Below are 22988 nucleotides of genomic sequence, written 5' to 3' on the forward strand. Positions count from 1 at the left end.
CCCCAGATCCCCGCTCAGCAGCCGTACGCCCCGGCAGCCCAGCAGGAGCCGGACCCCTACGCGTACCAGCAGCAGGACCAGTACGCGTATCAGCAGCAGTACGCCCAGCCGGATCCGTACGGGTACCAGCAGCAGGATCCGTACGGCTACCAGCAGGGCTACGAGCAGCCTCAGTACGAGGCACCCGCGGCGCTGGAGGAGGCCAGCCTCTTCGACACCGGCATGATCACCGCGGAGCAGCTGCGCCAGTACGAACAGGGTCGCTAGCACCGGGCGAGCGGCCTGTCCGAGACCGGATTGGGCCGAGAGCGAATGGTCCAGTATCCTGGCTCTTCGGTCGCGCGTACGTCCGCGATCCAGGCTGCCCGTCTCGTGAGAGAGCAAGTGGTTCTCGCGTCGGGGTGGCCTCCTTGAACTTCCAGGATTCGAAAGCAGGAAAAGCCCTGAGTGCTCGCCTTGATCACCGAAACCCTCTCGTGTTCGACACACACGAGCTGGGTCGGCGTCCTGGTGCGCTGCAGCGGCTGACCCGTTCCGTCGAGGCTCCCGGTCCGCCGGCGACCTTCGGCATCGAAGGGGTCATCGGAGTGCCGCAGGGCGCCCCGGTCGAGCTGAGGATCCGCCTGGAGTCGGTCATGGAAGGGGTGCTTGTCACAGGCACCGCCCGTGCATCGGCCGAGGGGGAGTGCGTAAGGTGTCTGGAGCCGCTGAAGCTTGAGGTCGACGCGGATTTCCAGGAGATGTTCTCGTACCCTGACGCCGACGACCGGGGCCGCAGTGCGGAACCGGCCGGCGGCGCCGAGGAATCCACAGAAAACGAGGACAGGCTCTATCTCGAGGACGGCATGTTCGACCTCGAGCCTGTGCTGCTTGACGCGGTAGTGCTCGCACTGCCGATGCAGCCGGTGTGCCAGGACGACTGTCCGGGCCTGTGTTCCCAGTGCGGAGCGCGGCTCGCGGACGACCCGGACCACCACCATGACGCCGTCGACATTCGTTGGGCGGCACTGCAGGGACTCGCCGGGACCATCCAGGACGGCGAGAAGGACGAGATGAGCGGCGCCGAAGCTGGCGTCGACGAGAAGCAGGAGAAGTAGCCGTGGCTGTTCCGAAGCGGAAGATGTCGCGCAGCAACACGCGCCACCGCCGGTCGCAGTGGAAGGCTGCGGTCCCCACCCTGGTTTCGTGTGAGCGTTGCCAGGAGCCGAAGCTGCAGCACATCGCGTGCCCGAGCTGCGGCACGTACAACAAGCGCCAGGTCCTCGAGGTCTGAGCGGCTGGTGAGAGGCACCGTGTCTAGCCACAAAACGGCGGATGACGCCAAGGCGGAAAACGCCAAGAAGCAGGCGGAGAACACGGCCTCGTCCCACACGCTTTTGGAAGGGCGGCTCGGGTACCAACTCGAGTCCGCCCTTCTGGTGCGTGCGCTGACCCACCGTTCGTACGCGTACGAGAACGGCGGCCTGCCGACGAACGAGCGGCTCGAGTTCCTCGGGGACTCGGTGCTCGGCCTCGTCGTCACGGACACGCTCTATCGCACCCACCCCGACCTGCCCGAAGGCCAGCTGGCCAAGTTGCGGGCCGCGGTGGTCAATTCGCGTGCGCTTGCGGAGGTCAGTCGCGGCCTCGACCTCGGCTCCTTCATCCGGCTCGGCCGGGGCGAAGAGGGCACGGGTGGCCGGGACAAGGCATCCATCCTCGCCGACACCCTTGAAGCGGTGATCGGCGCGGTCTATCTGGACCAGGGTCTGGACGCGGCGGGCGAGCTGGTGCACCGGCTCTTCGACCCGCTGATCGAGAAGTCCTCGAACCTGGGCGCGGGCCTGGACTGGAAGACCAGCCTCCAGGAGCTCACCGCCACCGAGAGCCTCGGCGTGCCCGAGTACCTCGTCACGGAGAGCGGCCCGGACCACGAGAAGACCTTTACTGCTGCCGCCCGCGTCGGAGGCGTCTCGTACGGCACCGGCACCGGCCGCAGCAAAAAGGAAGCGGAGCAGCAGGCCGCGGAGTCCGCCTGGCGTGAGATTCGCGCTGCCGCGGATGAGCGGATCAAGGCGGAGGCGGCTGCCGCCTCGGCTGACGGGGTTGCGGACGCGCCCTCCGCCTGACCTCTGTTCCACCGTTTTTGGTGCCGGTCGCCTCTTGGGTGGCCGGCACCAGCTTTTCCCCCACCCGCCCGTTACTCCGAAATGGACAAGCCCCGTGCCCGAGCTGCCCGAAGTCGAAGTCGTTCGGCGCGGCCTTGAGCGCTGGGTGGCTCATCGCACCGTGATCGAGGTCGAGGTGCTGCACCCCCGTGCCGTGCGGCGGCATCTCGCGGGCGGGGAGGACTTCGCGCAGCGGCTCAAGGGGCAGCGCGTCGGTACGGCGATGCGGCGCGGCAAATATCTCTGGCTGCCCCTCGAGGACAGCGGCACCTCGATCCTCGCCCATCTCGGCATGAGCGGCCAGCTGCTCGTACAGCCCCAAGAGGCGCCCGACGAGAAGCACTTGAGGATCCGGATGGGGTTCGCCGACACGCTCGGCACCGAGCTGCGCTTCGTCGACCAGCGCACCTTCGGCGGGCTCTCGCTGCACGAGAACACCCCCGAAGGGCTGCCCGACGTCATCGCGCACATCGCACGCGATCCGCTGGACGCGCAGTTCGACGACGCGGCCTTCCACACCGCGCTGCGCCGACGTCGTACGACGATCAAACGCGCCCTGCTCGACCAGTCGTTGATCAGCGGGGTCGGCAACATCTACGCGGACGAGGCCCTTTGGCGGGCGAAGCTGCACTACGAACGCCCCACCGCCACCTTCACCCGTCCCCGCACCGCCGAACTCCTGGGCCACGTACGGGATGTGATGAACGCGGCCCTCGCCGTCGGCGGCACCAGTTTCGACAGCCTCTACGTGAACGTGAACGGCGAGTCCGGCTACTTCGAGCGGTCGCTCGACGCCTATGGGCGTGAGGACGAGCCGTGCCGCCGCTGCGGAACAGCGATGCGTAGGCGTCCCTGGATGAACCGCTCCAGCTACTTCTGCCCGCGCTGTCAGCGGCCCCCGCGCTCCGTGTCGTAGCGCTCCCGCGCCACCAGTACGTCGTCCATCCGGCCCTCCATGTAGTGCACGAGGGTCATCAGGCGCTGCGCGAACTCCCGTCCCAGCGGGGTGAGTTCATAGTCCACGCGCGGCGGGTTGGTGGGCTGCGCCTCGCGGTGCACCAGGCCGTCGCGCTCCAGCGCGTGCAGCGTCTGGGACAGCATCTTCTCGCTCACGCCGTCGACACGGCGGCGCAGTTCGTTGAAACGGAACGTGCCGTCGTTCAGCGCGCCCAGGGTGAGCGCGCCCCAGCGTCCCGTGACGTGCTCCAGCGTGCCGCGCGAGGGGCACTGCCTGGAGAACACGTCGTACGCCAGGTCCGGGGTCGGGGCGTCTTCGGTCCGGGTGGTCGCATCCATGCGGACAGCATACTCGCGCGCAGCGCTAACCATCAGATTGCGCTAACCAAAAGTTAGTGCTTTCCTTCTTCTCGTGCCTCACCGAGGCCACCACCGACCTGTCGCACGCCGACCTGTCGCATTCGCCTGAGCATTCGCATTCGCATTCGCATTCGCATGAGGAGCACGCCCGACATGACAAGCCCCGTTGTCGCGATCGCCTACCACTCCGGCTACGGCCACACCACTGTCGTCGCCGAGGCGGTCCGCGCCGGAGCCGCGGACGCGGGCGCCACCGTGCACCTGATCAAGGTCGACGAGATCACCGACGCGGAGTGGGAGCTGCTCGACGCCGCCGACGCGATCGTCTTCGGCTCGCCCACCTACATGGGCACGGCCTCCGGCGCCTTCCACGTCTTCGCGGAGGCCTCGTCGAAGCGCTGGTTCGCCAAGTCCTGGCACGACAAGCTGGCCGCCGGATTCACCAACTCCGGTTCCAAGAGCGGCGACAAGCTGCACACCCTGCAGTTCTTCCAGACGCTCGCCGCGCAGCACGCCATGCACTGGGTGAACCTCGGCCTGATGCCGGGCTGGAACTCCACCCAGGGTTCCGAGAACGACCTCAACCGCCTCGGCTTCTTCTCGGGCGCCGCCGCTCAGACCAACTCCGACGAGGGCCCCGAAGGCGTACACAAGGCGGACATCGCCACGGCCGAGCACCTGGGCCGGCGGATCACGGAGACCGCGCGGGTGTTCGTGACGGGCCGGGCGGCCGTCGCCGCCTGAGACCCGGCCGGTGCGGCCCGGAAGCCGGAGTTTCGGTGTGTTCTAGAAGCCGAAGTCCTGCGTCCACCAAGGGCCGCCCGGCGCGAAGTGCGCGCCGACGCCCAGGGTCTTGTAGTCGCAGTTGAGGATGTTGTCGCGGTGGCCCGCGCTGTTCATCCAGGCGTCCATCACGGACTGGGCGTTGGCCTGGCCGCGCGCGATGTTCTCGCCGCCCAGATCCGCTATCCCGGCCTTCTCGGCGCGGTCCCACGGGGTCGCGCCGTCCGGGTCGGTGTGGTCGAAGAAGTCGCGGGTGGCCATGTCCGAGCTGAAGTCACCGGCCAGCGAGGCCAGCGAGTCGTCCGCGCGCACGGGGGAGCAGCCCGCCTTGGCCCGCTCCACATTGACGAGGGTGAGCACCGTGGCCTCGGCCGCGGACTCCGCGGGCGGCGGCTTCGGGCTCGCGGCCGGCGGCGCCTTCGGCTTCTGCGGGGCGGTGCGCGACGGGCTCGGCGCCTGCGTCTTCTCCTCCGGCTCCGGCTTGGGCTTCGGTGCCTGGGACGAGGGCTTCTCGGACGGCGTCCGCGAGGGCTTCGCGGTGGACTGCGAGGGGGACGGGTCCGGTGCTTCGGAGCGGTCCGTGTCACGGCTCGGCGGGGTCGACTCGCGTCCCGCGTCGGCCTCGGCGTCCGCGCCGCCCTGCGCCGCCACACCGGTGGGGGAGCTCGCGGAGCGCACCTTGTTGGAGTCGCCACCGCCCAGCGAGTAGTTGTCGGAGCCGGGAACAAGGCCGGAGGCGATCGCCACGGCGCCCATCGCGACAGCGGCGGACACGCCGAGCAGGCCGGTGCGCACCGGTGCGGCGACACGGCCCTTGCGGCGGTGCGACACGGCGGCGGTGCGGGGCTCGGGGGCGCCCGCGTAGTCGTCGGCGTACGAGGCGGGTGCCCCAGTGGCGCGGCCGGTGGCGGCTCCCCCTGCGCCGGAGCGTCGGTGGCGTCCCATCTCTGGCCTTCCTCGTCCTAGCGGTCAACGTGACTCACCCATACGAGTGAGGCTCATCGAGTCGGGACTGTACGCGATGGCGCATGGGGGCGAAGTGCTCCGAGAGCAATTGGCCGGTTAGCGTGCACCTATGAACGAAGAAGTCAGACTCACCGCCTGGGTGCGCGGCCGGGTGCAGGGCGTGGGTTTCCGCTGGTTCACACGGGCGCGGGCCCTGGAGATCGGCGGCCTGAGTGGTTTTGCTCTCAATTTGGAGGACGGTCGCGTACAAGTGGTCGCAGAGGGTCCCCGAGCGGGCGCCGAGGCGCTGCTCGACTGGCTGCGGGACGGCGACACACCCGGTCGCGTCGACGGAGTCACTGAGATCTGGGACACCCCGCGCGGTATCTACGAGACGTTCGCGATTCGCTGAGGGAGACTGGAAGTGCGGGCCCGCGCAGGAGTGCCGAAGGCAACTGCCGGGGGCAGGAAAGACCTGGTGGTTGCCAAGAACCGCGTGTCGTGGCAGGCTCCGCAAGTAAGGATGATCGACACGCCCCCAGGGCCCCGCAGCAGAGGCAGCGCCGCAGTTTTGACGGCGAGATGCCCCCGGGTTGCCCGCCAATACGGGGCGTGATCGTGTTGACCGTCAAACTTTTTGGTGAGACTCTGGAAGCCCCGCGCACCTTAGCTGTTTGGCATGTGAGAACGGCCAGCAAGACCAGCAGGAACAACGAGTGCCAAGCACCGCGGGTGCGATTCCCTCACGACCCACACCGCTTCGGTCGGTCACTCATTGTGGAGGACCATCCATCATGGCAAAGGCGCTTCTCGGTTACGTCGGCGGTTCCGACCCGCGACTTCTCGCCGAGATGCGACGGCTCCAGCAGCGCGTCCAGGACCTGGAATCTGAGCTCGTGAAGATCCAGGCCGAGAACGACGCGCTCGCGGCTGCCGCTTCTCACGAATCGCTCCTGGAGAGCATCGACGTACCCCAGGCGGAGCCTGCGCTCACCTGACCACTGCCATCTCGGTAAAGGCGTTTTTCCTCGCAAGGTGCTGCGCAACGATCATTGACGTAAAGATCATTGTGCGTCACGCGCTTTTCGCCTTGTGAGCTGCCTGCTAACGCAAGTGGTCGGGCTGCCCATGTCAGCCGCTTGTCCAGATCGATTGTCCAGATCTGCAAGGGACGCTTCGGCGTCCCTTCTTTCTTGCCCCCGTGCCGTCTGCTTCCTTTAACGTCTGATGTGCCCTGCATCTTCATGGGTGAAACTGACAGTGAAAGGTAGAGTCCGACGGCGTGCACCTCAAGGCCCTCACCCTGCGCGGTTTCAAGTCCTTCGCGTCCGCCACGACGCTGAAGTTCGAGCCGGGCATCACCTGCGTCGTCGGACCCAACGGATCCGGCAAGTCCAATGTCGTGGACGCGCTCAGCTGGGTCATGGGCGAGCAGGGCGCCAAGTCGCTGCGCGGCGGCAAGATGGAGGACGTCATCTTCGCCGGCACCACCGGGCGGCCGCCGCTCGGCCGGGCCGAGGTGTCCCTCACCATCGACAACTCCGACGGCGCGCTCCCCATCGAGTACGCGGAAGTCACCATCACGCGGATCATGTTCCGCAACGGCGGCAGCGAGTACCAGATCAACGGGGACACCTGCCGCCTCCTCGACATCCAGGAACTGCTCTCCGATTCGGGCATCGGCCGCGAGATGCACGTCATCGTCGGGCAGGGCCAGCTCGACGGGGTGCTGCACGCCGACCCGATGGGACGCAGGGCCTTCATCGAGGAGGCCGCCGGCGTTCTCAAGCACCGCAAGCGCAAAGAGAAGGCGCTGCGCAAGCTCGACGCGATGCAGGTCAACCTCGCCCGCGTCCAGGACCTCACCGACGAACTGCGGCGCCAGCTCAAGCCCTTGGGTCGGCAGGCCGCCGTCGCCCGGCGGGCCGCCGTCATCCAGGCCGATCTGCGCGATGCCCGCCTCCGGCTCCTCGCCGACGATCTCGTACGACTCAGAGACGCGCTGCAGACCGAGGTCGCGGACGAGGCCGCGCTCAAGCAGCGCAAGGACGCCGCCGAGGCCGAGCTGAAGAAGGCACTGCAGCGGGAGGCCGAGCTCGAGGACGAGGTGCGGCGCCTCACGCCGCGGCTCCAGCAGGCGCAGCAGACGTGGTACGAGCTGTCGCAGCTGGCCGAGCGGGTGCGCGGCACCGTCTCGCTCGCCGACGCCCGGGTCAAGAGCGCGACCGCCGCGCCGCCGGAGGAGCGCCGTGGCCGCGACCCCGAGGACATGGAGCGCGAGGCCGCGCGGATCCGTGAGCAGGAGGCGGAGCTGGCTGCGGCCCTCGAAGCGGCCGAGCACGCGCTTGAGGACACGGTGGGCCACCGGGCCGACCTGGAGCGGGAGCTGGCGGTCGAGGAGCGTCGCCTGAAGGACGTGGCGCGGGCCATCGCCGACCGGCGCGAGGGGCTCGCGCGGCTGAACGGGCAGGTCAACGCGGCGCGCTCGCGGGCGGGCTCCGCACAGGCCGAGATCGACCGGCTCGCCGTGGCCCGCGACGAGGCGGGGGAGCGCGCCGTCGCCGCCCAGGAGGAGTACGAGCAGCTGAAGGCGGAGGTCGACGGGCTCGACGCCGGTGACGCGGAGCTCGCCGGGCGGCACGAGGAGGCGAAGCGTTCCCTCGCCGACGCCGAGGCCGCGCTCACCGCCGCGCGGGAGGCGGCCACCGCGGCCGAACGCAAGCGGGCCGCGGTCGCCGCCCGGCACGAGGCACTCTCCCTCGGCCTCCGCCGCAAGGACGGCACGGGGGCACTGCTCGCCGCCAAGGACCGTATCGCCGGGCTCCTGGGACCCGCGGCCGAGCTGCTCACGATCGCTCCGGGGTACGAGGTCGCGGTCGCCGCCGCGTTCGGTGCCGCGGCGGACGCGATCGCGGTGAGCACACCCGCTTCGGCAGCGGAGGCCATCCGACTGCTGCGGAAACAGGACGGGGGGCGGGCCGCGCTGTTGCTGGCGGGGGCGCCGGACGCGTGGGACGGGGGCTACGGCGGCTCGGCCGGCGCGCGCGGTGCGGAGTCGGGGGGTGCGGGCCCGCGTGGACCGGAGGTCCCCGGCAGCAGTGCCCGAGCGCAGGCGCTGCCCGGTCAGCTCGGCGGCGCCCCCGATGGTGCCCGGTCCGCAGTCGTCCAAGGCCCGCCCTTCGTCGCCGAACTGGTGCGCGGGCCCGATGAGTTGATGCCTGCCGTGCGGCGGCTGCTGCGCGGCATCGTGGCCGTGGGGACGCTCGAGGATGCCGAGGATCTCGTCTACGCACGGCCCGAGTTGACCGCGGTGACCACCGAAGGTGACCTGCTCGGGGCGCACTTCGCGCAGGGCGGGTCCGCGGGTGCGCCCAGCCTCCTGGAGGTGCAGGCCTCCGTCGACGAGGCCGCGGCCGAACTCGCCGAGCTCGGCACGGCCTGCGAGCGGCTCGCCGAAGAGCAGCACATCGCGGGCGAGCGGCGTAAGGAAGTGGCCGCGCTCGTCGAGGAGTTGGGGGAGCGCAGGCGCGCCGCCGACCGGGAGAAGTCGGCCGTGGCCCAGCAGCTGGGGGCGCTCGCCGGGCAGGCGCGCGGCGCCGCAGGTGAGGCCGAGCGCAGTGCCGCCGCCGCTGCCAAGGCGCAGGACGCGCTCGACAAGGCGGTCGAGGAGGCCGAGGAGCTGGCCGAGCGGCTGATGGTCGCCGAGGAGGCACCGGCCGAGGAGGAGCCCGACACCGCCGTGCGCGATCGGCTCGCCGCCGACGGGGCCAACGCGCGGCAGACCGAGATGGAGGCCAGGCTTCAGGTCCGTACGCATGAGGAGCGGGTCAAGGGTCTTGCGGGCCGTGCCGATTCGCTCGACCGGGCCGCGCGCGGCGAACGCGAGGCACGCGCGCGTGCCGAGCAGCGCAAGGCCCGGCTGCGGCACGAGGCGGCGGTCGCCGACGCCGTCGCACGCGGCGCCCGGCAGCTCCTCGCGCACGTCGAGGTCTCTCTCGTACGCGCCGACGAGGAGCGCGGCGCGGCCGAGCGCGCCAAGGAGCTCCGGGAGCGCGACCTGGTCGCCGAGCGGAACCAGGGCCGTGACCTCAAGGCGGAGCTGGACAAGCTGACGGACTCGGTGCACCGGGGCGAGGTGCTCGGTGCCGAGAAGCGGATGCGGATCGAACAGCTCGAGGCCAAGGCGCTGGAGGAGCTCGGAGTGGAGCCGGCGGGCCTTGTCGCCGACTATGGCCCCGATCAGCTCGTGCCGCCGTCGCCGCCCGCCGAGGGCGAGGAGCTGCCCGATGACCCGGAGCACCCGCGCAACAAGCCCGTTCCGTACGTCCGGGGCGAGCAGGAGAAGCGGCTGAAGTCAGCCGAACGGGCGTATCAGCAGCTCGGGAAGGTGAACCCGCTGGCGCTCGAGGAGTTCGCGGCGTTGGAGGAACGCCATAAGTTCCTGAGCGAGCAGCTCGAGGACCTGAAGAAGACGCGCACCGATCTCCTGCAGGTGGTGAAGGAGGTCGACGAACGCGTCGAGCAGGTCTTCACCGAGGCCTACCGGGACACGGCCCGGGAGTTCGAAGGGGTCTTCTCGCGCCTCTTCCCGGGCGGTGAGGGACGGCTGATCCTCACTGATCCCGACAACATGCTCACCACCGGCGTCGATGTCGAGGCGCGTCCGCCGGGCAAGAAGGTCAAGCGGCTCTCGCTGCTGTCCGGCGGCGAGCGGTCGCTGACCGCCGTGGCGCTGCTCGTTTCGATCTTCAAGGCGCGGCCCAGTCCCTTCTATGTGATGGACGAGGTCGAGGCCGCGCTCGACGACACCAACCTGCAGCGGCTCATCCGCATCATGGAGGAGCTGCAGGAGGCCTCGCAGCTCATCGTGATCACGCACCAGAAGCGGACGATGGAGGTCGCCGACGCGCTCTACGGCGTGTCCATGCAGGGCGACGGCGTCTCGAAGGTGATCAGCCAGCGGCTTCGCTAGCCCGCCGTGCACTCTCTTCACTAGGTCGTCACTACTTCAAGACTTGAACGAAGTTAACCTCACGCGTGCCTGAAATTCACAGGAACCCGGGTATTGACTTCGAAACTTGAAGGCATAGTCTCTGCAACGTTGCTTTTACCTTCAGGTGGTGGGCGGCGTGAAGTTGTGCGCCACTTGAAGTGCTCGCCCCCACCCCCGGCAATGCAGCCGGTGGCCCGAGGAGTCCATGTGACCAGCACAACGAAGGCGCCGCAGCCCGAAGGCAGAGAGGCCAAGCCGGATCATCTCGGCCACGTCATCTTCATTACGGCGGCCGCCGCCATGGGCGGCTTCCTCTTCGGCTATGACAGCTCCGTGATCAACGGCGCCACCGTCGCCATCCAGGACCGCTTCGACGTCGACGCGAACACGCTCGGCTGGATCATCGCCACCGCGCTGCTCGGCTGCGCCGTCGGTGCCGCGGTCGCCGGGCGCATCGCCGACCGCATCGGCCGCATCCGCTGCATGCAGATCGCCGCCGTCCTCTTCGCGGCGAGCGCCGTCGGTTCCGCCCTGCCCTTCGCGGCCTGGGACCTGACGGTGTGGCGCTTCATCGGCGGTATCGGCATCGGCATGGCCTCCGTCATCGGCCCGGCCTACATCGCCGAGGTCGCCCCGCCCGCGTACCGAGGCCGCCTCGCCTCCTTCCAGCAGGCCGCGATCGTCATCGGCATCGCCGTCTCGCAGCTGGTCAACTACGGCATCCTGAAGGGGGCGGACGACGACCAGCGCGGCGAGCTGATGGGCCTGGAGGCCTGGCAGCTGATGCTCGGCGTCATGGTCATCCCGGCCGTCCTCTACGGCCTGCTCTCCTTCGTCATCCCCGAGTCGCCGCGCTTCCTGGTCCAGGTCGGCCGTGACGTCGAGGCCAAGAAGGTGCTCGGCGAGGTCGAGGGCCACAAGATCGACCTGGACGCGCGTGTCGCCGAGATCCACCACGGTTTGGTCAGCGAGCACAAGCCCTCGTTCAAGGACCTGCTCGGCAAGGTCGGCTTCCTGCCGATCGTCTGGGTCGGCATCGGGCTCTCGGTGTTCCAGCAGCTCGTCGGCATCAACGTGATCTTCTACTACTCGAACCAGCTGTGGCAGTCGATCGGGCACGACCCGAGCAGCTCGTTCCTGTACTCGTTCGAGACGTCGATCGTGAACATCGTCGGCACGGTCATCGCGATGATCTTCGTCGACCGGATCGGCCGCAAGCCGCTGGCCCTGATCGGCTCCGCCGGCATGGCCCTCGCGCTGTTCACCATGGCCTGGGCGTTCTCGTACCGGACCGGCTCCGGCGGCGACGTCTCGCTGCCGGACGCGCAGGGTCTGACCGCGATCATCGCCGCCAACCTCTTCGTGCTCTTCTTCGCGCTCTCCTGGGGCGTGGTGGTCTGGGTGCTGCTCGGCGAGATCTTCCCGAACCGGATCCGCGCCGCCGCCCTCGGTGTCGCCGCCTCCGCACAGTGGCTCGCCAACTTCGCGATCACCAAGACGTTCCCGAGCATGTCCGAGTGGAGCCTGACCGGCTCGTACATCATCTACGGCGCCTTCGCCGCACTCTCGATCCCCTTCGTCATGAAGTTCGTCAAGGAGACGAAGGGCAAGACCCTGGAGGAGATGGGCTAATCCCCGCTGCCCCTCCTCTGAGGATGCTGCCCCGGACCAAGGACCTATTCCTTGATCCGGGGCAGTACGTTTTCGCAGAAGTGGTGCAGGCTGCGCCATCCCTCGTCGACCGGCATCCCGCCGGACAGCGGGTGCAATACGAGATTGGCGGCGCCCCCTTGGACGTACGCGACGCACTCGTCGGGCGTGAGGATGCGGTACACGCCCTCGGCGCGCAGCTCGTCGACCGTCGTGGCGGCGGACTTCACCGCCGAGCGGATGTCCTTGGACTGCCAGGACGCGTAGGTGCGGGCCTCGTGCAGGAAGTGCTCGCCGTGCTCGGCCCAGGCCCGGTCCGGGTCGTCGGCGATGTGCAGGAGCGGGGTCTCGGCGGCGGGCATCATCGTCCAGCCCTCGGTGCCGTACTCCGCGAGGCGGTCGTTGTAGTACGCCTCAAGGTCCGGGAGATGGGCGCTCGGGAAGAACGGCAGGCCGAGCCGGGCCGCGCGCCGGGCCGCCGCCTGCGAGGAACCGCCGACCAGGAGCAGCGGGTGCGGCCGGGTGTGCGGACGCGGGGTGACGCGCACGGTGCGGCTGCGGAACTCGAAGGGCTCGCCCGTCCAGGCCTGCAGCAGCGTCTCGAGCAGCTCGTCCTGGAGCTTGCCGCGCCGCTTCCAGTCGACGCCGAACGCCTCGTACTCCTCGGGCCGGTAGCCGATCCCCGCCACCGTCACCAGGCGGCCGCCGCTCAGCAGATCGAGTACGGCGATGTCCTCGGCGAGCCGCAGCGGATCGTGCAGCGGGCCGATGATCGCGGAGACGGTGACCGCGATGCGCCGGGTCGCGCCGAACACCGCGCCCGCGAACGTGAAGGGCGAGGGCAGCCAGTTGTTGCCGACGCCGTGGTGCTCCTCGGTCTGCACGGTGGAGATGCCCCGGTCGTCCGCGTACGCGGCCATCTCCAGGGCGGCTTTGTAGCGTTCGCTCAGCGAGCCGGGCGTGGCATCGGGATCGACGAGGTTGAAACGGACGACTGTGACGGGCATACGGAACGTCCCCCTTCACCATGGGCGGCGAAGGGGGACGGTAGTTGACGTGGCGTCAGATGAACAGTGTCCGGCGGGAGTTGCTCCGGATCAGGCGGAGACCAGCTCAGTGTCGTCGCCCTTGCCGCCGGGGGTCTCGACGGCCGGGGTGCGCGGAAGGACCGCGTAAAGGACGGCCGCGATGAGGATCGTGGCCAGCCAGCCGAGGCCGTTGCGGCCGACCCAGGAGGTGGCGAGCGGGCCGCTGAACCAGTCGACCTTGGTGAAGAGCAGGCCCATCACCAGGGCGACCGCCCACGCGGTCATGGCCTGCCAGGCGAAGCCCGCCTTGTACCAGTAGGCGCTGGTGCGCTTGGTGTCCATCAGCGCCTCACCGTCGTACGTCGTGCGGCGCAGCATGTCGATGCCGAAGACGCCGATCCAGGCGGAGAACGCGACCGCGAGCAGCGTCAGGAAGGAGATGAAGGAGCCCATGAAGCTGCTGGCCACGTTCATGAGGAGGTAGCCGAAGATCAGGCTGATGATCGCGTTGATGCTCACGGCCCAGGTGCGCGGGACCTTGATGCCGAGGGTCATCGCGGTGAAGCCCGCGGAGTACATCGACATCGAGTTGATGAGCAGCATGCCGATCAGGGCCATCACCAGGTACGGCACCGCGATCCACGTCGGGAGCAGCTGGCCGAGGAAGGAGACCGGGTCGGTGGCCTTCGACAGGCTCGGCGTGCTGACGGCCATGACCGCGCCCATCAGGACCATCGGTACGACGACGATGCCGGCGCCACCGACCGCGTTGCCCACCAGGGCCTTGCTGGAGGCCGTACGCGGCAGGTAGCGGGTGAAGTCCGGTCCCGTGGGGACCCAGCTGATGCCGCCGGCGGCGATCACGCCGACGCCCGCGACCATCGCCGCGGTGGAGCCCGCGGGCCGGGAGAAGACGTCCGACCAGGCGGTGTTGGCGATGAGGTAGATCAGGACGAGGACGCTGAACGCGCCGAAGAGGTACGTCGCCCAGGTGTTGCAGATGTGCAGCACCTTGCGGCCGAGGCCACTGATGACGAACGTACAGGCGACGAAGGCGACCAGCGTGACGACGGTGAGCCAGGTGCTGGACTTCACGCCGAAGCAGATGTCCAGGACGACGATGATCGCGTACGCGCCGGTGACCGCGTTGATCGTCTCCCAGCCCCACCGGGCGATCCAGATCAGCGCGCCCGGGAAGAGGTTGCCGCGCTGGCCGAAGACCGCGCGCGAGAGCGTCATGCCCGGGGAGCCGCCGCGCTTGCCCGCGATCGAGATCAGCCCGACGAGGCCGTAGCTGAGGACCGGCGAGACGAGGGCGACGACCAGCGCCTGCCAGAAGTTGAGGCCGTTGGTCACGATGAGGCCCGCGCCCATGGTGAGCAGCAGGACGCTGATGTTGGCCGCGACCCAGGTGGGGAAAAGCTCGCGGGTGCGGCCCGTGCGCTCGGAGTCGGGGACGGGCTCGAGGCCGCGTGTCTCCAGGGCGCCTTCGTTTTCGGCGGTGGTGCTCATGGGGGTGGTTCCGTGCCTCTCGCTCGGATCGCAACGCCGCGATCCGTCCGTGGGGGTGATCGCAAGGACTCTACGCGCGTTGATACGGAGAGCTCCATCGTACTTTAGTCCGAGTAGTGCCCTCTATGAGCTTATGTTCTTTGGATGAAGCTACAGTCTGGGCCCGTGTTGCACCCATGACTGATACTGGGTGGGTTATGGAAATCGTCATCCTTGCTGTAGTCATCGCCGTGGTCGTGATCGGCGCGCTCGGCGGGCTCGTGATCGGCAGCCGCAAGAAGAAGCAGCTGCCGCCGCAGGCCCCGTCGACCACGCCCACCATCACCGCCCCTCCCGCCGAACCGCAGGTTGGCGACGAGGCCGAGACGCCGCGCGACGAACCGCGCCGCACGATCGAGGAGGTGGAACTCCCGGGCGCCGGAGCCGAGGCCCCGGTGGTCACCGAGGAGGCCCCCGAGGCCGCCCCGGAGATCGAGACCCCGGAGCCCACCGCAGGTCGCCTGGTCCGCCTGCGCACCCGGCTCTCCCGTTCGCAGAACGCGCTCGGCAAGGGGCTGCTCACGCTCCTCTCCCGCGACAACCTGGACGACGACACCTGGGAGGAGATCGAGGACACGCTCCTCACCGCCGACGTCGGCGTCGCCCCCACCCAGGAACTGGTCGAGCGGCTCCGTGAGCGCGTCCGCGTGCTCGGCACCCGCACCCCGGACGAGCTGCGCGCGCTCCTTCGCGAGGAGCTCATCGCGCTGCTCGGCACGCGTGAGGGCACCGACTTCGACCGCGCCGTGAAGACCGAGTCGGGCCTGGAGACGCCCGGCATCGTGATGGTCGTCGGGGTGAACGGCACCGGCAAGACCACCACCACCGGCAAGCTCGCGCGTGTCCTCGTCGCCGACGGCCGCTCCGTGGTCCTCGGCGCGGCGGACACCTTCCGCGCGGCCGCCGCCGACCAGCTGCAGACCTGGGGCGAGCGCGTCGGCGCCCGCACCGTGCGCGGCCCCGAGGGCGGCGACCCCGCGTCGATCGCCTTCGACGCGGTCAAGGAAGGCATCGCGGAGGGCGCCGATGTCGTCCTCATCGACACCGCGGGCCGGCTGCACACCAAGACCGGCCTGATGGACGAGCTCGGCAAGGTCAAGCGCGTCGTCGAGAAGCACGCGCCGCTGGACGAGATCCTGCTCGTGCTCGACGCCACGACCGGGCAGAACGGCCTGGTGCAGGCGCGGGTCTTCGCCGAGGTCGTCGACATCACCGGCATCGTCCTGACGAAGCTGGACGGCACCGCCAAGGGCGGAATCGTCGTCGCCGTGCAGCGCGAGCTGGGCGTGCCGGTGAAGCTGGTGGGTCTTGGCGAGGGTGCGGATGATCTGGCGCCGTTCGAGCCCGAGGCCTTTGTGGACGCGTTGATCGGCGAGTAGCCGTTCTGCCGGTCTCGTTGCACCTGCGGGGTGCGTCGTGGCTGGTCGCGTAGTTCACCGTGCCCCTTCGGGGCGCTCCCGCACCGTACGTGAAGAAATGCCCGCCCCAGGGTGCAGCCGGGGCGGGCATTTCCGTGTGCGGGCGGCTCTACGCCGGGGAGCGGTGCGCGACGTACGCCAACGTCCCGAGGACGAGCCTGGCCTGAGGAGGATTCGTCGCCGAGTCCAGGTCCGGGGCGCGCAGCCAGCGGACCGGGCCGAGGCCCGCGTGGTCGGACGGTGGGGCGGTGATGTGGTCGCCGGGGCCCCGGCCGTGCAGGTCGATGTCGGTGTCGTCCCACCCCATGCGGTAGAGCAGCTGGGGGAGTTCGGCGGCGGCGCCCGGGGCCACGAAGAAGTGCGTGCGGCCGTCCGGGGCCGCCGACACCGGGCCGAGCGGGAGGCCCATGCGCTCCAGGCGGACAAGCGCCCGGCGGCCCGCGGTCTCGGCCACCTCGATCACGTCGAAGGCGCGCCCCACGGGCAGCAGCACGGCGGCGCCGGGGAACTGGCCCCAGGTCTCCGTCACTTCGTCGAGCCGCGCCCCGGCCGGGACCTCGGGGGCGAAGTTCAGGGGATGGGCGCCGGGGGACGGGCAGTCGGCCGCGCCGCAGGAGCAGCGGCCGTCCAGCGCGCGGGCTCCGGGGACCGCGGCCCATCCCCAGAGTCCGGTGTACTCGGCCACCGCGGTGCAGTCCGACGCGCGGCCCCGCCGCCGTGAACCGGTGCGGGGCTTGTCGGTCCCCCGGATGCCGCCGATCGTGAAGCCCATGCCCCCTCCAACGGGTCGAGCGCAGCGCGGTTACGTGACGGAATCGGATCGTGACCCTCTGTTTTCGAGCGGCGCCCGATGGTCAAGAGGTGGTGCGCTCGGTCATTCGCGCCCCTAAGTGCTCCGTTCCGCCCACTGTCGGTCGTCCACTGTCAAGTCAATCGCTTGTAGCGGGCGGGGAGTTCATTCGAAGGGGTGGCGAATGGTGGCGTTTCCGCGATCGCCCTCGCGGGAGGGGTGATCGTAGGATTACTTTCAGTGCACAAGCCCTGAGAGTTGTGCACTCGTGGGTATGCCGGAGGCAAGTCGGTTTCCTGTTCGATGGGTGACGTTCTCCGGACGGAGGGCCGCATCGCGCGGCATTCTGGTAGGGCTTGGCGTGGGCCGTGCAAGTGTCTTGAGGAATGGGGGCGTTCCAGTGGGCGGCAATGGCGGAAGTGGTGCGAACGCTGAGAAGCGCCCAAACGAACTGCTCAACTCCTGGTTCGTGCGCAGCGGCTGGTCGAAGGGCGAGCTGGCGCGCCAAGTGAACCGCAGAGCACGCCAGTTGGGCGCCCATCACATCTCCACCGACACCTCGCGGGTGCGCCGGTGGCTGGACGGCGAGAATCCCCGCGAGCCGATTCCGCGCATCCTCTCCGAGCTGTTCTCCGAGCGGTTCGGCTGTGTGGTGGCGGTCGAGGACCTGGGTCTGCGCGCCGCGCACCAGTCGCCCTCCGTGTCCGGCGTCGACCTGCCCTGGACGGGACCCCAGACCGTCGCGCTGATCAGTGAGTTCTCGCGCAGCGACCTGATGCTGGCCCGGCGCGGCTTCCTCGGCACCTCGCTCGCGCTCTCCGCGGGCCCCGCCCTCATCGAGCCGATGCAGCGCTGGCTGGTCCCCGGACCGACCACGCCGTCCGGCGACCCCGAGCCGTCCGCGCCGACGCGCAGGCCGGGCCGGCTCTCCAAGCCCGAGCTCGATCTGCTCGAGTCCACGACGGTGATGTTCCGCCAGTGGGACGCCCAGTGCGGGGGAGGGCTCCGGCGCAAGGCCGTCGTCGGCCAACTGCACGAGGTGACGGACCTGTTGCAGGAGCCCCAGCCCGAGGCCACCTCCAAGCGCCTGTTCAAGGTCGCGGGCGAGCTGGCCGAACTCGCCGGGTGGATGAGCTACGACGTGGGCCTGCAACCCACCGCCCAGAAGTACTTCGTCCTCGCGCTGCACGCCGCCAAGGAAGCGGGTGAGAAGCCGCTCGGTTCGTACATCCTCTCCAGCATGAGCCGTCAGATGATCCACCTCGGCAGGCCCGACGACGCGCTCGAACTCATCCACCTCGCCCAGTACGGCAGCCGCGACTGCGCGAGCCCGCGCACCCAGGCCATGCTGTATGCGATGGAGGCCCGCGCCTACGCCAGCATGGGCCAGCCCGGCAAGTGCAAGCGGGCCGTGCGGATGGCCGAGGACACCTTCGCCGACGCCGAGGAGTTCGACGAGCCCGAGCCGGACTGGATCCGCTTCTTCTCCGAGGCCGAGCTGAACGGCGAGAACGCCCACTCGTTCCGCGACCTGGCCTATGTCGCGGGCCGCAGCCCCACCTACGCCTCGCTCGCCGAGCCCGTCATGGAGCGTGCCGTCGACCTCTTCGGCAAGGACCTCGAGCACCAGCGTTCGTACGCCCTGAACCTGATCGGCATGGCCACGGTCCACCTGCTCCAGCGCGAGCCCGAGCAGAGCACGGAGCTTGCGGGGCAGGCCCTGGACATCGCCAAGAAGGTCCGCTCCGAGCGGGTCAACACCCGGCTGCGCAAGACCGTGGACACCGCCGTCAGGGACTTCGGGGACGTATGCGAGGTCGTACGCCTCACCGAGCGGCTCGCCGTGGACATGCCGGAAACCGCGGAGGCTGTCTGAAAACCGCGGAGTCCTTCTGACGGCGGCCCGCCAGATCTCCGGCCGCGGCAGGACCATCCCGAACAGCCCGACTCGGCTCCCCCACGCCAGGTCAATCGGATGGCCGTCGCGGCCGGTTCTGTGTGTTGTCGCAGGGTATGAGTCCGCTCCCCGCACCACCCGGCAGTTCATGGACGCGTAACACGTACGACCTCTTCGTCACCGCTGCGAAACATCGAGGGGCGCCCGTCGAAACGGCGCTGCGCCAATCTCATGGCGCATAACGGCCCACCCCGCACAGCCCGCCCGCACGGGCCGCATACGACGACGAGGAGACGCCGATGCCCCCAGGCATCACGATCGCCGCAGACGCCCCCGAGCTGTCTGCCGCCAACACCGGGTTCATGCTCATCTGTTCCGCCCTGGTGATGCTCATGACGCCGGCCCTCGCCTTCTTCTACGGAGGCATGGTCCGCGTCAAGAGCACCCTCAACATGCTGATGATGAGCTTCATCAGCCTGGGGATCGTCACGATCCTCTGGGTGCTGTACGGCTTCTCCATCGCGTTCGGCACCGACCACGGCAGCCTCTTCGGCTGGTCGTCCGACTACGTCGGACTGAGCGGCATAGGGCTCACGGAGCTGTGGGACGGCTACACCATCCCCGTCTTCGTCTTCGCGGTCTTCCAGCTGATGTTCGCGATCATCACGCCCGCGCTGATCAGCGGTGCGCTCGCGGACCGCGTGAAGTTCACCGCCTGGGCGCTGTTCGTCACGCTGTGGGCCACCGTCGTCTACTTCCCGGTCGCGCACTGGGTGTGGGGCACCGGCGGCTGGGCCTTCGAGCTCGGCGTCATCGACTTCGCCGGCGGTACGGCCGTGCACATCAACGCCGGTGCCGCGGCGCTCGGCGTGATCCTCGTCATCGGCAAGCGCGTCGGCTTCAAGAAGGACCCGATGCGGCCGCACAGCCTGCCGCTCGTCATGCTCGGCGCCGGCCTGCTGTGGTTCGGCTGGTTCGGCTTCAACGCCGGATCGTGGCTGGGCAACGACGACGGCGTCGGCGCGATGATGTTCCTGAACACGCAGGTCGCCACCGCCGCGGCCATGCTGGCCTGGCTCGCCTACGAGAAGATCCGGCACGGCGCGTTCACCACGCTTGGCGCCGCTTCGGGTGCCGTCGCCGGTCTCGTCGCCATCACCCCGTCCGGCGGCTCCTGCTCGCCGCTCGGCGCGATCGCCATCGGCGCCATCGCCGGTCTGCTGTGCGCCATGGCCGTCGGCCTCAAGTTCAAGTTCGGCTACGACGACTCCCTCGATGTCGTCGGTGTCCACCTCGTCGGTGGTGTCGTGGGCTCGCTGCTCGTCGGCTTCTTCGCCACCGGTGGCGTCCAGTCCAAGGCGCAGGGCCTCTTCTACGGCGGCGGCCTCGAGCAGCTGGGCAAGCAGGCCGCGGGTGTCGGCGCCGTCCTCGCGTACTCCCTGATCGCCTCCGCGATCCTCGCCTTCCTGGTCGACAAGACCATCGGGATGCGGGTCAGCGAGGACGAGGAAGTCTCCGGCATCGACCAGGTGCAGCACGCCGAGACCGCGTACGACTTCAGTGGCGCGGGCGGCGGCACCGCGCCCCGCAGCGCAGCCGTGCCGGCCCCGGTCCAGGAGGCCGCGAAGGCCGCGACCGAGAAGAACAAGAGGGTGGACGCATGAAGCTCATCACCGCGGTCGTCAAGCCGCACCGGCTCGACGAGATCAAGGAAGCCCTCCAGGCCTTCGGAGTCCAGGGTCTGACCGTCACCGAGGCCAGCGGTTACGGCCGCCAGCGCGGTCACACCGAGGTCTACCGCGGCGCGGAGTACACCGTCGATCTCGTACCGAAGATCCGGATCGAGGTCCTCGTGGAGGACGACGACGCCGAACAGCTCGTGGATGTCGTGGTGAAGGCCGCCCGAACCGGCAAGATCGGGGACGGCAAGGTCTGGAGCATCCCGGTCGAGACGGCCGTCCGGGTGCGGACCGGCGAGCGCGGACCCGACGCTCTCTGAGCGGGCCGGGCTGACGACGCGGGACTGAGCGGGACTGACAGGAGCTGCTGGGTGACGAGTGTGGACGTACGAACCGAATCGGATTCGGAAGACTCCGGCCCCAGCGGCTACGCGGCGGCCCGGCTGCGTCTCCTCCAAGGAGAGGCGCAGTCCGGGCCGCCGCGCCGTTCCGCCCTCGCCGACCTCACGGACGACTGGCTGACCGGGCTCTTCACGGCCGCGGACGCCCCGAAGGGCGCGTCCCTGGTCGCCGTGGGCGGCTACGGACGGGGCGAGCTGTCGCCGCGCAGCGATCTCGATCTGCTCCTCCTGCACGACGGCAGCGCGGACCCCGGCGAGGTGGCGTCCCTCGCGGACCGCATCTGGTACCCCGTCTGGGACCTCGGGCTCGCGCTCGATCACTCCGTGCGTACGCCGGTGGAGGCCCGCAAGACCGCGGGCGACGACCTGAAGGTGCAGCTGGGGCTGCTCGACGCGCGGCACATCGCGGGTGACCTGGGTCTGACGGCCGGCCTTCGCACGGCCGTGCTCGCCGACTGGCGCAACCTCGCGCCCAAGCGGCTGCCGGAGCTGCGCGAGCTGTGCGAGGAACGGGCCGAGCGGCAGGGGGAGTTGAGCTATCTCCTGGAGCCGGACCTGAAGGAGGCCAGGGGCGGCCTGCGCGACGCGACCGCGCTGCGGGCCGTTGCCGCTTCCTGGCTGGCGGACGCGCCTCGGGAGGGGCTCTCCGACGCGCGGCGGCGGTTGCTGGACGTGCGGGACGCGCTGCATCTGACCACGGGGCGGGCCACCGACCGGCTCGCCCTGCAGGAGCAGGACCAAGTCGCCGTGGAACTGGGCCTGTTGGACGCCGACACCTTGCTCCGGCAGGTGTACGAGGCCGCGCGCACCGTTGCGTACGCCAGTGACGTGACGTGGCGCGAGGTGGGCAGGGTGCTGCGGTCCCGGTCCGTGCGGCCCCGGCTGCGGGCCATGCTCGGGGGCGGCAAGGGGGCGGCGGTGGCCGAGCGGTCGCCGCTGGCCGAGGGGGTCGTCGAGCAGGACGGGGAGGTCGTCCTCGCGCGGGCCGCCCGGCCCGAGCGGGACCCGGTGCTTCCGCTGCGGGCGGCGGCGGCCGCAGCGCAGGCCGGGCTGCCGTTGTCGCTGCACGCGGTGCGCCGGATGGCCGCAGCGGTGCGGCCGCTGCCGACGCCGTGGCCCGCCGAGGCGCGGGAGCAGCTGGTGACGCTGCTCGGCGCGGGGCGGCCGACCGTCGAGGTGTGGGAGGCGCTGGAGGCCGAGGGGCTGATCACGCGGCTCCTTCCGGACTGGGAGCGGGTGCGGTGCAGGCCGCAGCGCAACGCCGTGCACACCTGGACCGTCGACCGGCATCTGGTGGAGACCGCCGTGCGGGCCGCCGATCTGACGCGGCGGGTGGGGCGCCCTGACCTGTTGCTGGTCGCGGGGCTGCTGCACGACATCGGGAAGGGGTGGCCGGGGGACCACTCGGTGGCCGGGGAGATCATCGCGCGGGATGTCGCCGCCCGGATCGGGTTCGACCGGGCGGATGTGGCGGTGCTCGCGACGCTGGTGCGGCATCACCTGCTCCTTGTCGAGACGGCCACGCGGCGGGACCTCGACGATCCGGCGACCGTGCGTTCGGTGGCCGAGGCGGTCGGCTCGACGGGGACCCTGGAGCTGTTGCACGCGCTGACGGAGGCGGACGCGCTGGCCACGGGGCCCGCGGCCTGGTCGGCGTGGCGGGGGTCGCTCGTCACCGACCTGGTGAAGCGGGTCGCGGGGGTCCTTTCGGGGGACGAGCCCGCGGGTCCTTCGGCCGAGGAGGCGGCGCCCACGGCCGAGCAGGAGCGGCTCGCGGTGGAGGCGTTTCGTACGGGCGGGCCGGTGCTCGCGCTGCGGGCGCAGACGGAGGGGGAGTCGGCCGAGCCGGGGGGTGATCCGGAGCCGCTGGGCGTGGAGCTCGTCATCGCGGTGCCGGAGCAGGCGGGGGTGCTGCCCGCGGTCGCGGGCGTGCTCGCCATGCACCGGCTCGCGGTGCGGACCGCGGAGTTCCGCGCGGTGGGTCTGCCGACCGGGGGCGAGGACTCCGTGCTCCTGCTGAACTGGCGGGTCGCGGCGGAGTACGGGTCCCTGCCGCAGGCGGCACGGCTGCGGGCGGACCTGGTGCGGGCGCTCGACGGGTCCCTGGACATCGCGGGCCGCCTCGCCGAGCGGGACGCGGCCTATCCGCGCCGGCGCGGGACGGTGGCCCCGCCGCCCCGGGTCACCGTCGCTCCGGCGGGATCGCACCTCGCGACGGTGATCGAGGTGCGGGCCCAGGACGCGCCGGGCCTGCTGCACCGGATCGGGCGGGCGCTGGAGTCTGCCGGGGTGGTCGTGCGCAGTGCGCATGTGTCGACGCTGGGGGCGAACGCGGTGGACGCCTTCTATGTGACCGGGGGCGAGGGGCCGCGGGCGCCGCTGTCGGGGG

At 70.1% G+C, this 22988-nt stretch carries 19 protein-coding genes and 1 pseudogene; 15 read left to right on the plus strand and 5 right to left on the minus strand.

Annotated elements, in window-relative coordinates; translation table 11 throughout:
• From E2651_RS23770 to mutM, 5 genes and pseudogenes are all read left to right on the plus strand, one after another.
• Positions 1–267 (plus strand): annotated as a pseudogene (locus tag E2651_RS23770) (cell division initiation protein); the annotation flags it as partial.
• Between the two features lie 143 nt (positions 268–410).
• Positions 411–1097 (plus strand): DUF177 domain-containing protein, encoded by a 687-nt coding sequence (locus tag E2651_RS23775; protein ID WP_135333236.1) that lies wholly within the window; start codon positions 411–413, stop codon positions 1095–1097.
• Between the two features lie 2 nt (positions 1098–1099).
• Positions 1100–1273, plus strand: coding sequence for a 50S ribosomal protein L32 (gene rpmF / locus E2651_RS23780; RefSeq protein ID WP_003965982.1), 174 nt, complete (start codon positions 1100–1102; stop codon positions 1271–1273).
• Between the two features lie 7 nt (positions 1274–1280).
• A complete protein-coding gene (rnc, locus tag E2651_RS23785) occupies positions 1281–2108 on the plus strand; it encodes a ribonuclease III (RefSeq protein WP_167828878.1) in 828 nt (275 codons plus the stop codon).
• A 94-nt stretch (positions 2109–2202) separates the two neighbouring features.
• On the plus strand, positions 2203–3063 hold the full coding sequence (mutM, locus tag E2651_RS23790; RefSeq protein ID WP_135333238.1) for a bifunctional DNA-formamidopyrimidine glycosylase/DNA-(apurinic or apyrimidinic site) lyase: 861 nt from the start codon (positions 2203–2205) through the stop codon (positions 3061–3063).
• Here mutM and E2651_RS23795 read toward each other — a convergent pair.
• The gene (locus tag E2651_RS23795; protein WP_135333239.1) at positions 3036–3443 is read right to left on the minus strand and encodes a helix-turn-helix domain-containing protein; all 408 of its coding nucleotides are present in this window, start codon (positions 3441–3443) and stop codon (positions 3036–3038) included. The two genes, mutM and E2651_RS23795, sit on opposite strands and share 28 nt — an antisense overlap.
• A gap of 174 nt (positions 3444–3617) precedes the next feature.
• On the opposite strand from E2651_RS23795, the gene E2651_RS23800 reads away from it, so the two are divergent.
• A complete protein-coding gene (locus E2651_RS23800) occupies positions 3618–4208 on the plus strand; it encodes a flavodoxin family protein (RefSeq protein WP_135333240.1) in 591 nt (196 codons plus the stop codon).
• 42 nt (positions 4209–4250) lie between these two features.
• On the opposite strand, the gene E2651_RS23805 is transcribed toward E2651_RS23800, so the two are convergent.
• Entirely contained in the window at positions 4251–5192 is a 942-nt protein-coding gene (locus tag E2651_RS23805; protein ID WP_135333241.1) for a CAP domain-containing protein, read from the minus strand.
• A gap of 130 nt (positions 5193–5322) precedes the next feature.
• Between E2651_RS23805 and E2651_RS23810 the strand changes: the two genes are divergently transcribed.
• The 4 genes from E2651_RS23810 (at position 5323) to E2651_RS23825 (ending at position 11817) form a co-directional block, all read left to right on the plus strand.
• Positions 5323–5604: an acylphosphatase gene (locus tag E2651_RS23810; protein ID WP_135333242.1), complete on the plus strand. Its 282-nt coding sequence runs from the start codon at positions 5323–5325 to the stop codon at positions 5602–5604.
• 382 nt (positions 5605–5986) lie between these two features.
• Positions 5987–6190: a hypothetical protein gene (locus tag E2651_RS23815; RefSeq protein ID WP_135333243.1), complete on the plus strand. Its 204-nt coding sequence runs from the start codon at positions 5987–5989 to the stop codon at positions 6188–6190.
• Between the two features lie 284 nt (positions 6191–6474).
• Positions 6475–10164: an AAA family ATPase gene (locus E2651_RS23820; protein ID WP_135333244.1), complete on the plus strand. Its 3690-nt coding sequence runs from the start codon at positions 6475–6477 to the stop codon at positions 10162–10164.
• 228 nt (positions 10165–10392) lie between these two features.
• The gene (locus E2651_RS23825; RefSeq protein WP_135333245.1) at positions 10393–11817 is read left to right on the plus strand and encodes a sugar porter family MFS transporter; all 1425 of its coding nucleotides are present in this window, start codon (positions 10393–10395) and stop codon (positions 11815–11817) included.
• Positions 11818–11861: 44 nt separating this feature from the next.
• Here the strand turns inward: E2651_RS23825 and E2651_RS23830 are convergent, their stop codons facing one another.
• On the minus strand, positions 11862–12842 hold the full coding sequence (locus E2651_RS23830) for an LLM class flavin-dependent oxidoreductase (protein WP_135333246.1): 981 nt from the start codon (positions 12840–12842) through the stop codon (positions 11862–11864).
• Between the two features lie 90 nt (positions 12843–12932).
• The gene (locus tag E2651_RS23835; RefSeq protein ID WP_135333247.1) at positions 12933–14375 is read right to left on the minus strand and encodes a cytosine permease; all 1443 of its coding nucleotides are present in this window, start codon (positions 14373–14375) and stop codon (positions 12933–12935) included.
• Positions 14376–14572: 197 nt separating this feature from the next.
• Between E2651_RS23835 and ftsY the strand changes: the two genes are divergently transcribed.
• Positions 14573–15793, plus strand: a complete 1221-nt coding sequence (gene ftsY, locus E2651_RS23840) for a signal recognition particle-docking protein FtsY (protein WP_135333248.1) — start codon at positions 14573–14575, stop codon at positions 15791–15793.
• A 148-nt stretch (positions 15794–15941) separates the two neighbouring features.
• Here the strand turns inward: ftsY and E2651_RS23845 are convergent, their stop codons facing one another.
• Complete coding sequence (locus E2651_RS23845; RefSeq protein ID WP_135333249.1) at positions 15942–16604, minus strand: bifunctional DNA primase/polymerase; 663 nt, start codon at positions 16602–16604, stop codon at positions 15942–15944.
• A gap of 418 nt (positions 16605–17022) precedes the next feature.
• Between E2651_RS23845 and E2651_RS23850 the strand changes: the two genes are divergently transcribed.
• From E2651_RS23850 to E2651_RS23865, 4 genes are all read left to right on the plus strand, one after another.
• Entirely contained in the window at positions 17023–18498 is a 1476-nt protein-coding gene (locus tag E2651_RS23850) for a hypothetical protein (protein WP_135333250.1), read from the plus strand.
• Positions 18499–18818: 320 nt separating this feature from the next.
• A complete protein-coding gene (locus tag E2651_RS23855; RefSeq protein WP_135333251.1) occupies positions 18819–20183 on the plus strand; it encodes an ammonium transporter in 1365 nt (454 codons plus the stop codon).
• Entirely contained in the window at positions 20180–20518 is a 339-nt protein-coding gene (locus E2651_RS23860; RefSeq protein ID WP_135333252.1) for a P-II family nitrogen regulator, read from the plus strand. Before E2651_RS23855 ends, E2651_RS23860 begins: the two co-directional genes overlap by 4 nt.
• Before the next feature lie 51 nt (positions 20519–20569).
• Positions 20570–22988, plus strand: a 2419-nt coding sequence (locus E2651_RS23865) for a [protein-PII] uridylyltransferase (protein WP_135333253.1), incomplete at its 3' end; no start/stop codon positions are given.

The organism is Streptomyces sp. MZ04, from assembly GCF_004684775.1.
Classification (GTDB): Bacteria; Actinomycetota; Actinomycetes; order Streptomycetales; family Streptomycetaceae; genus Streptomyces.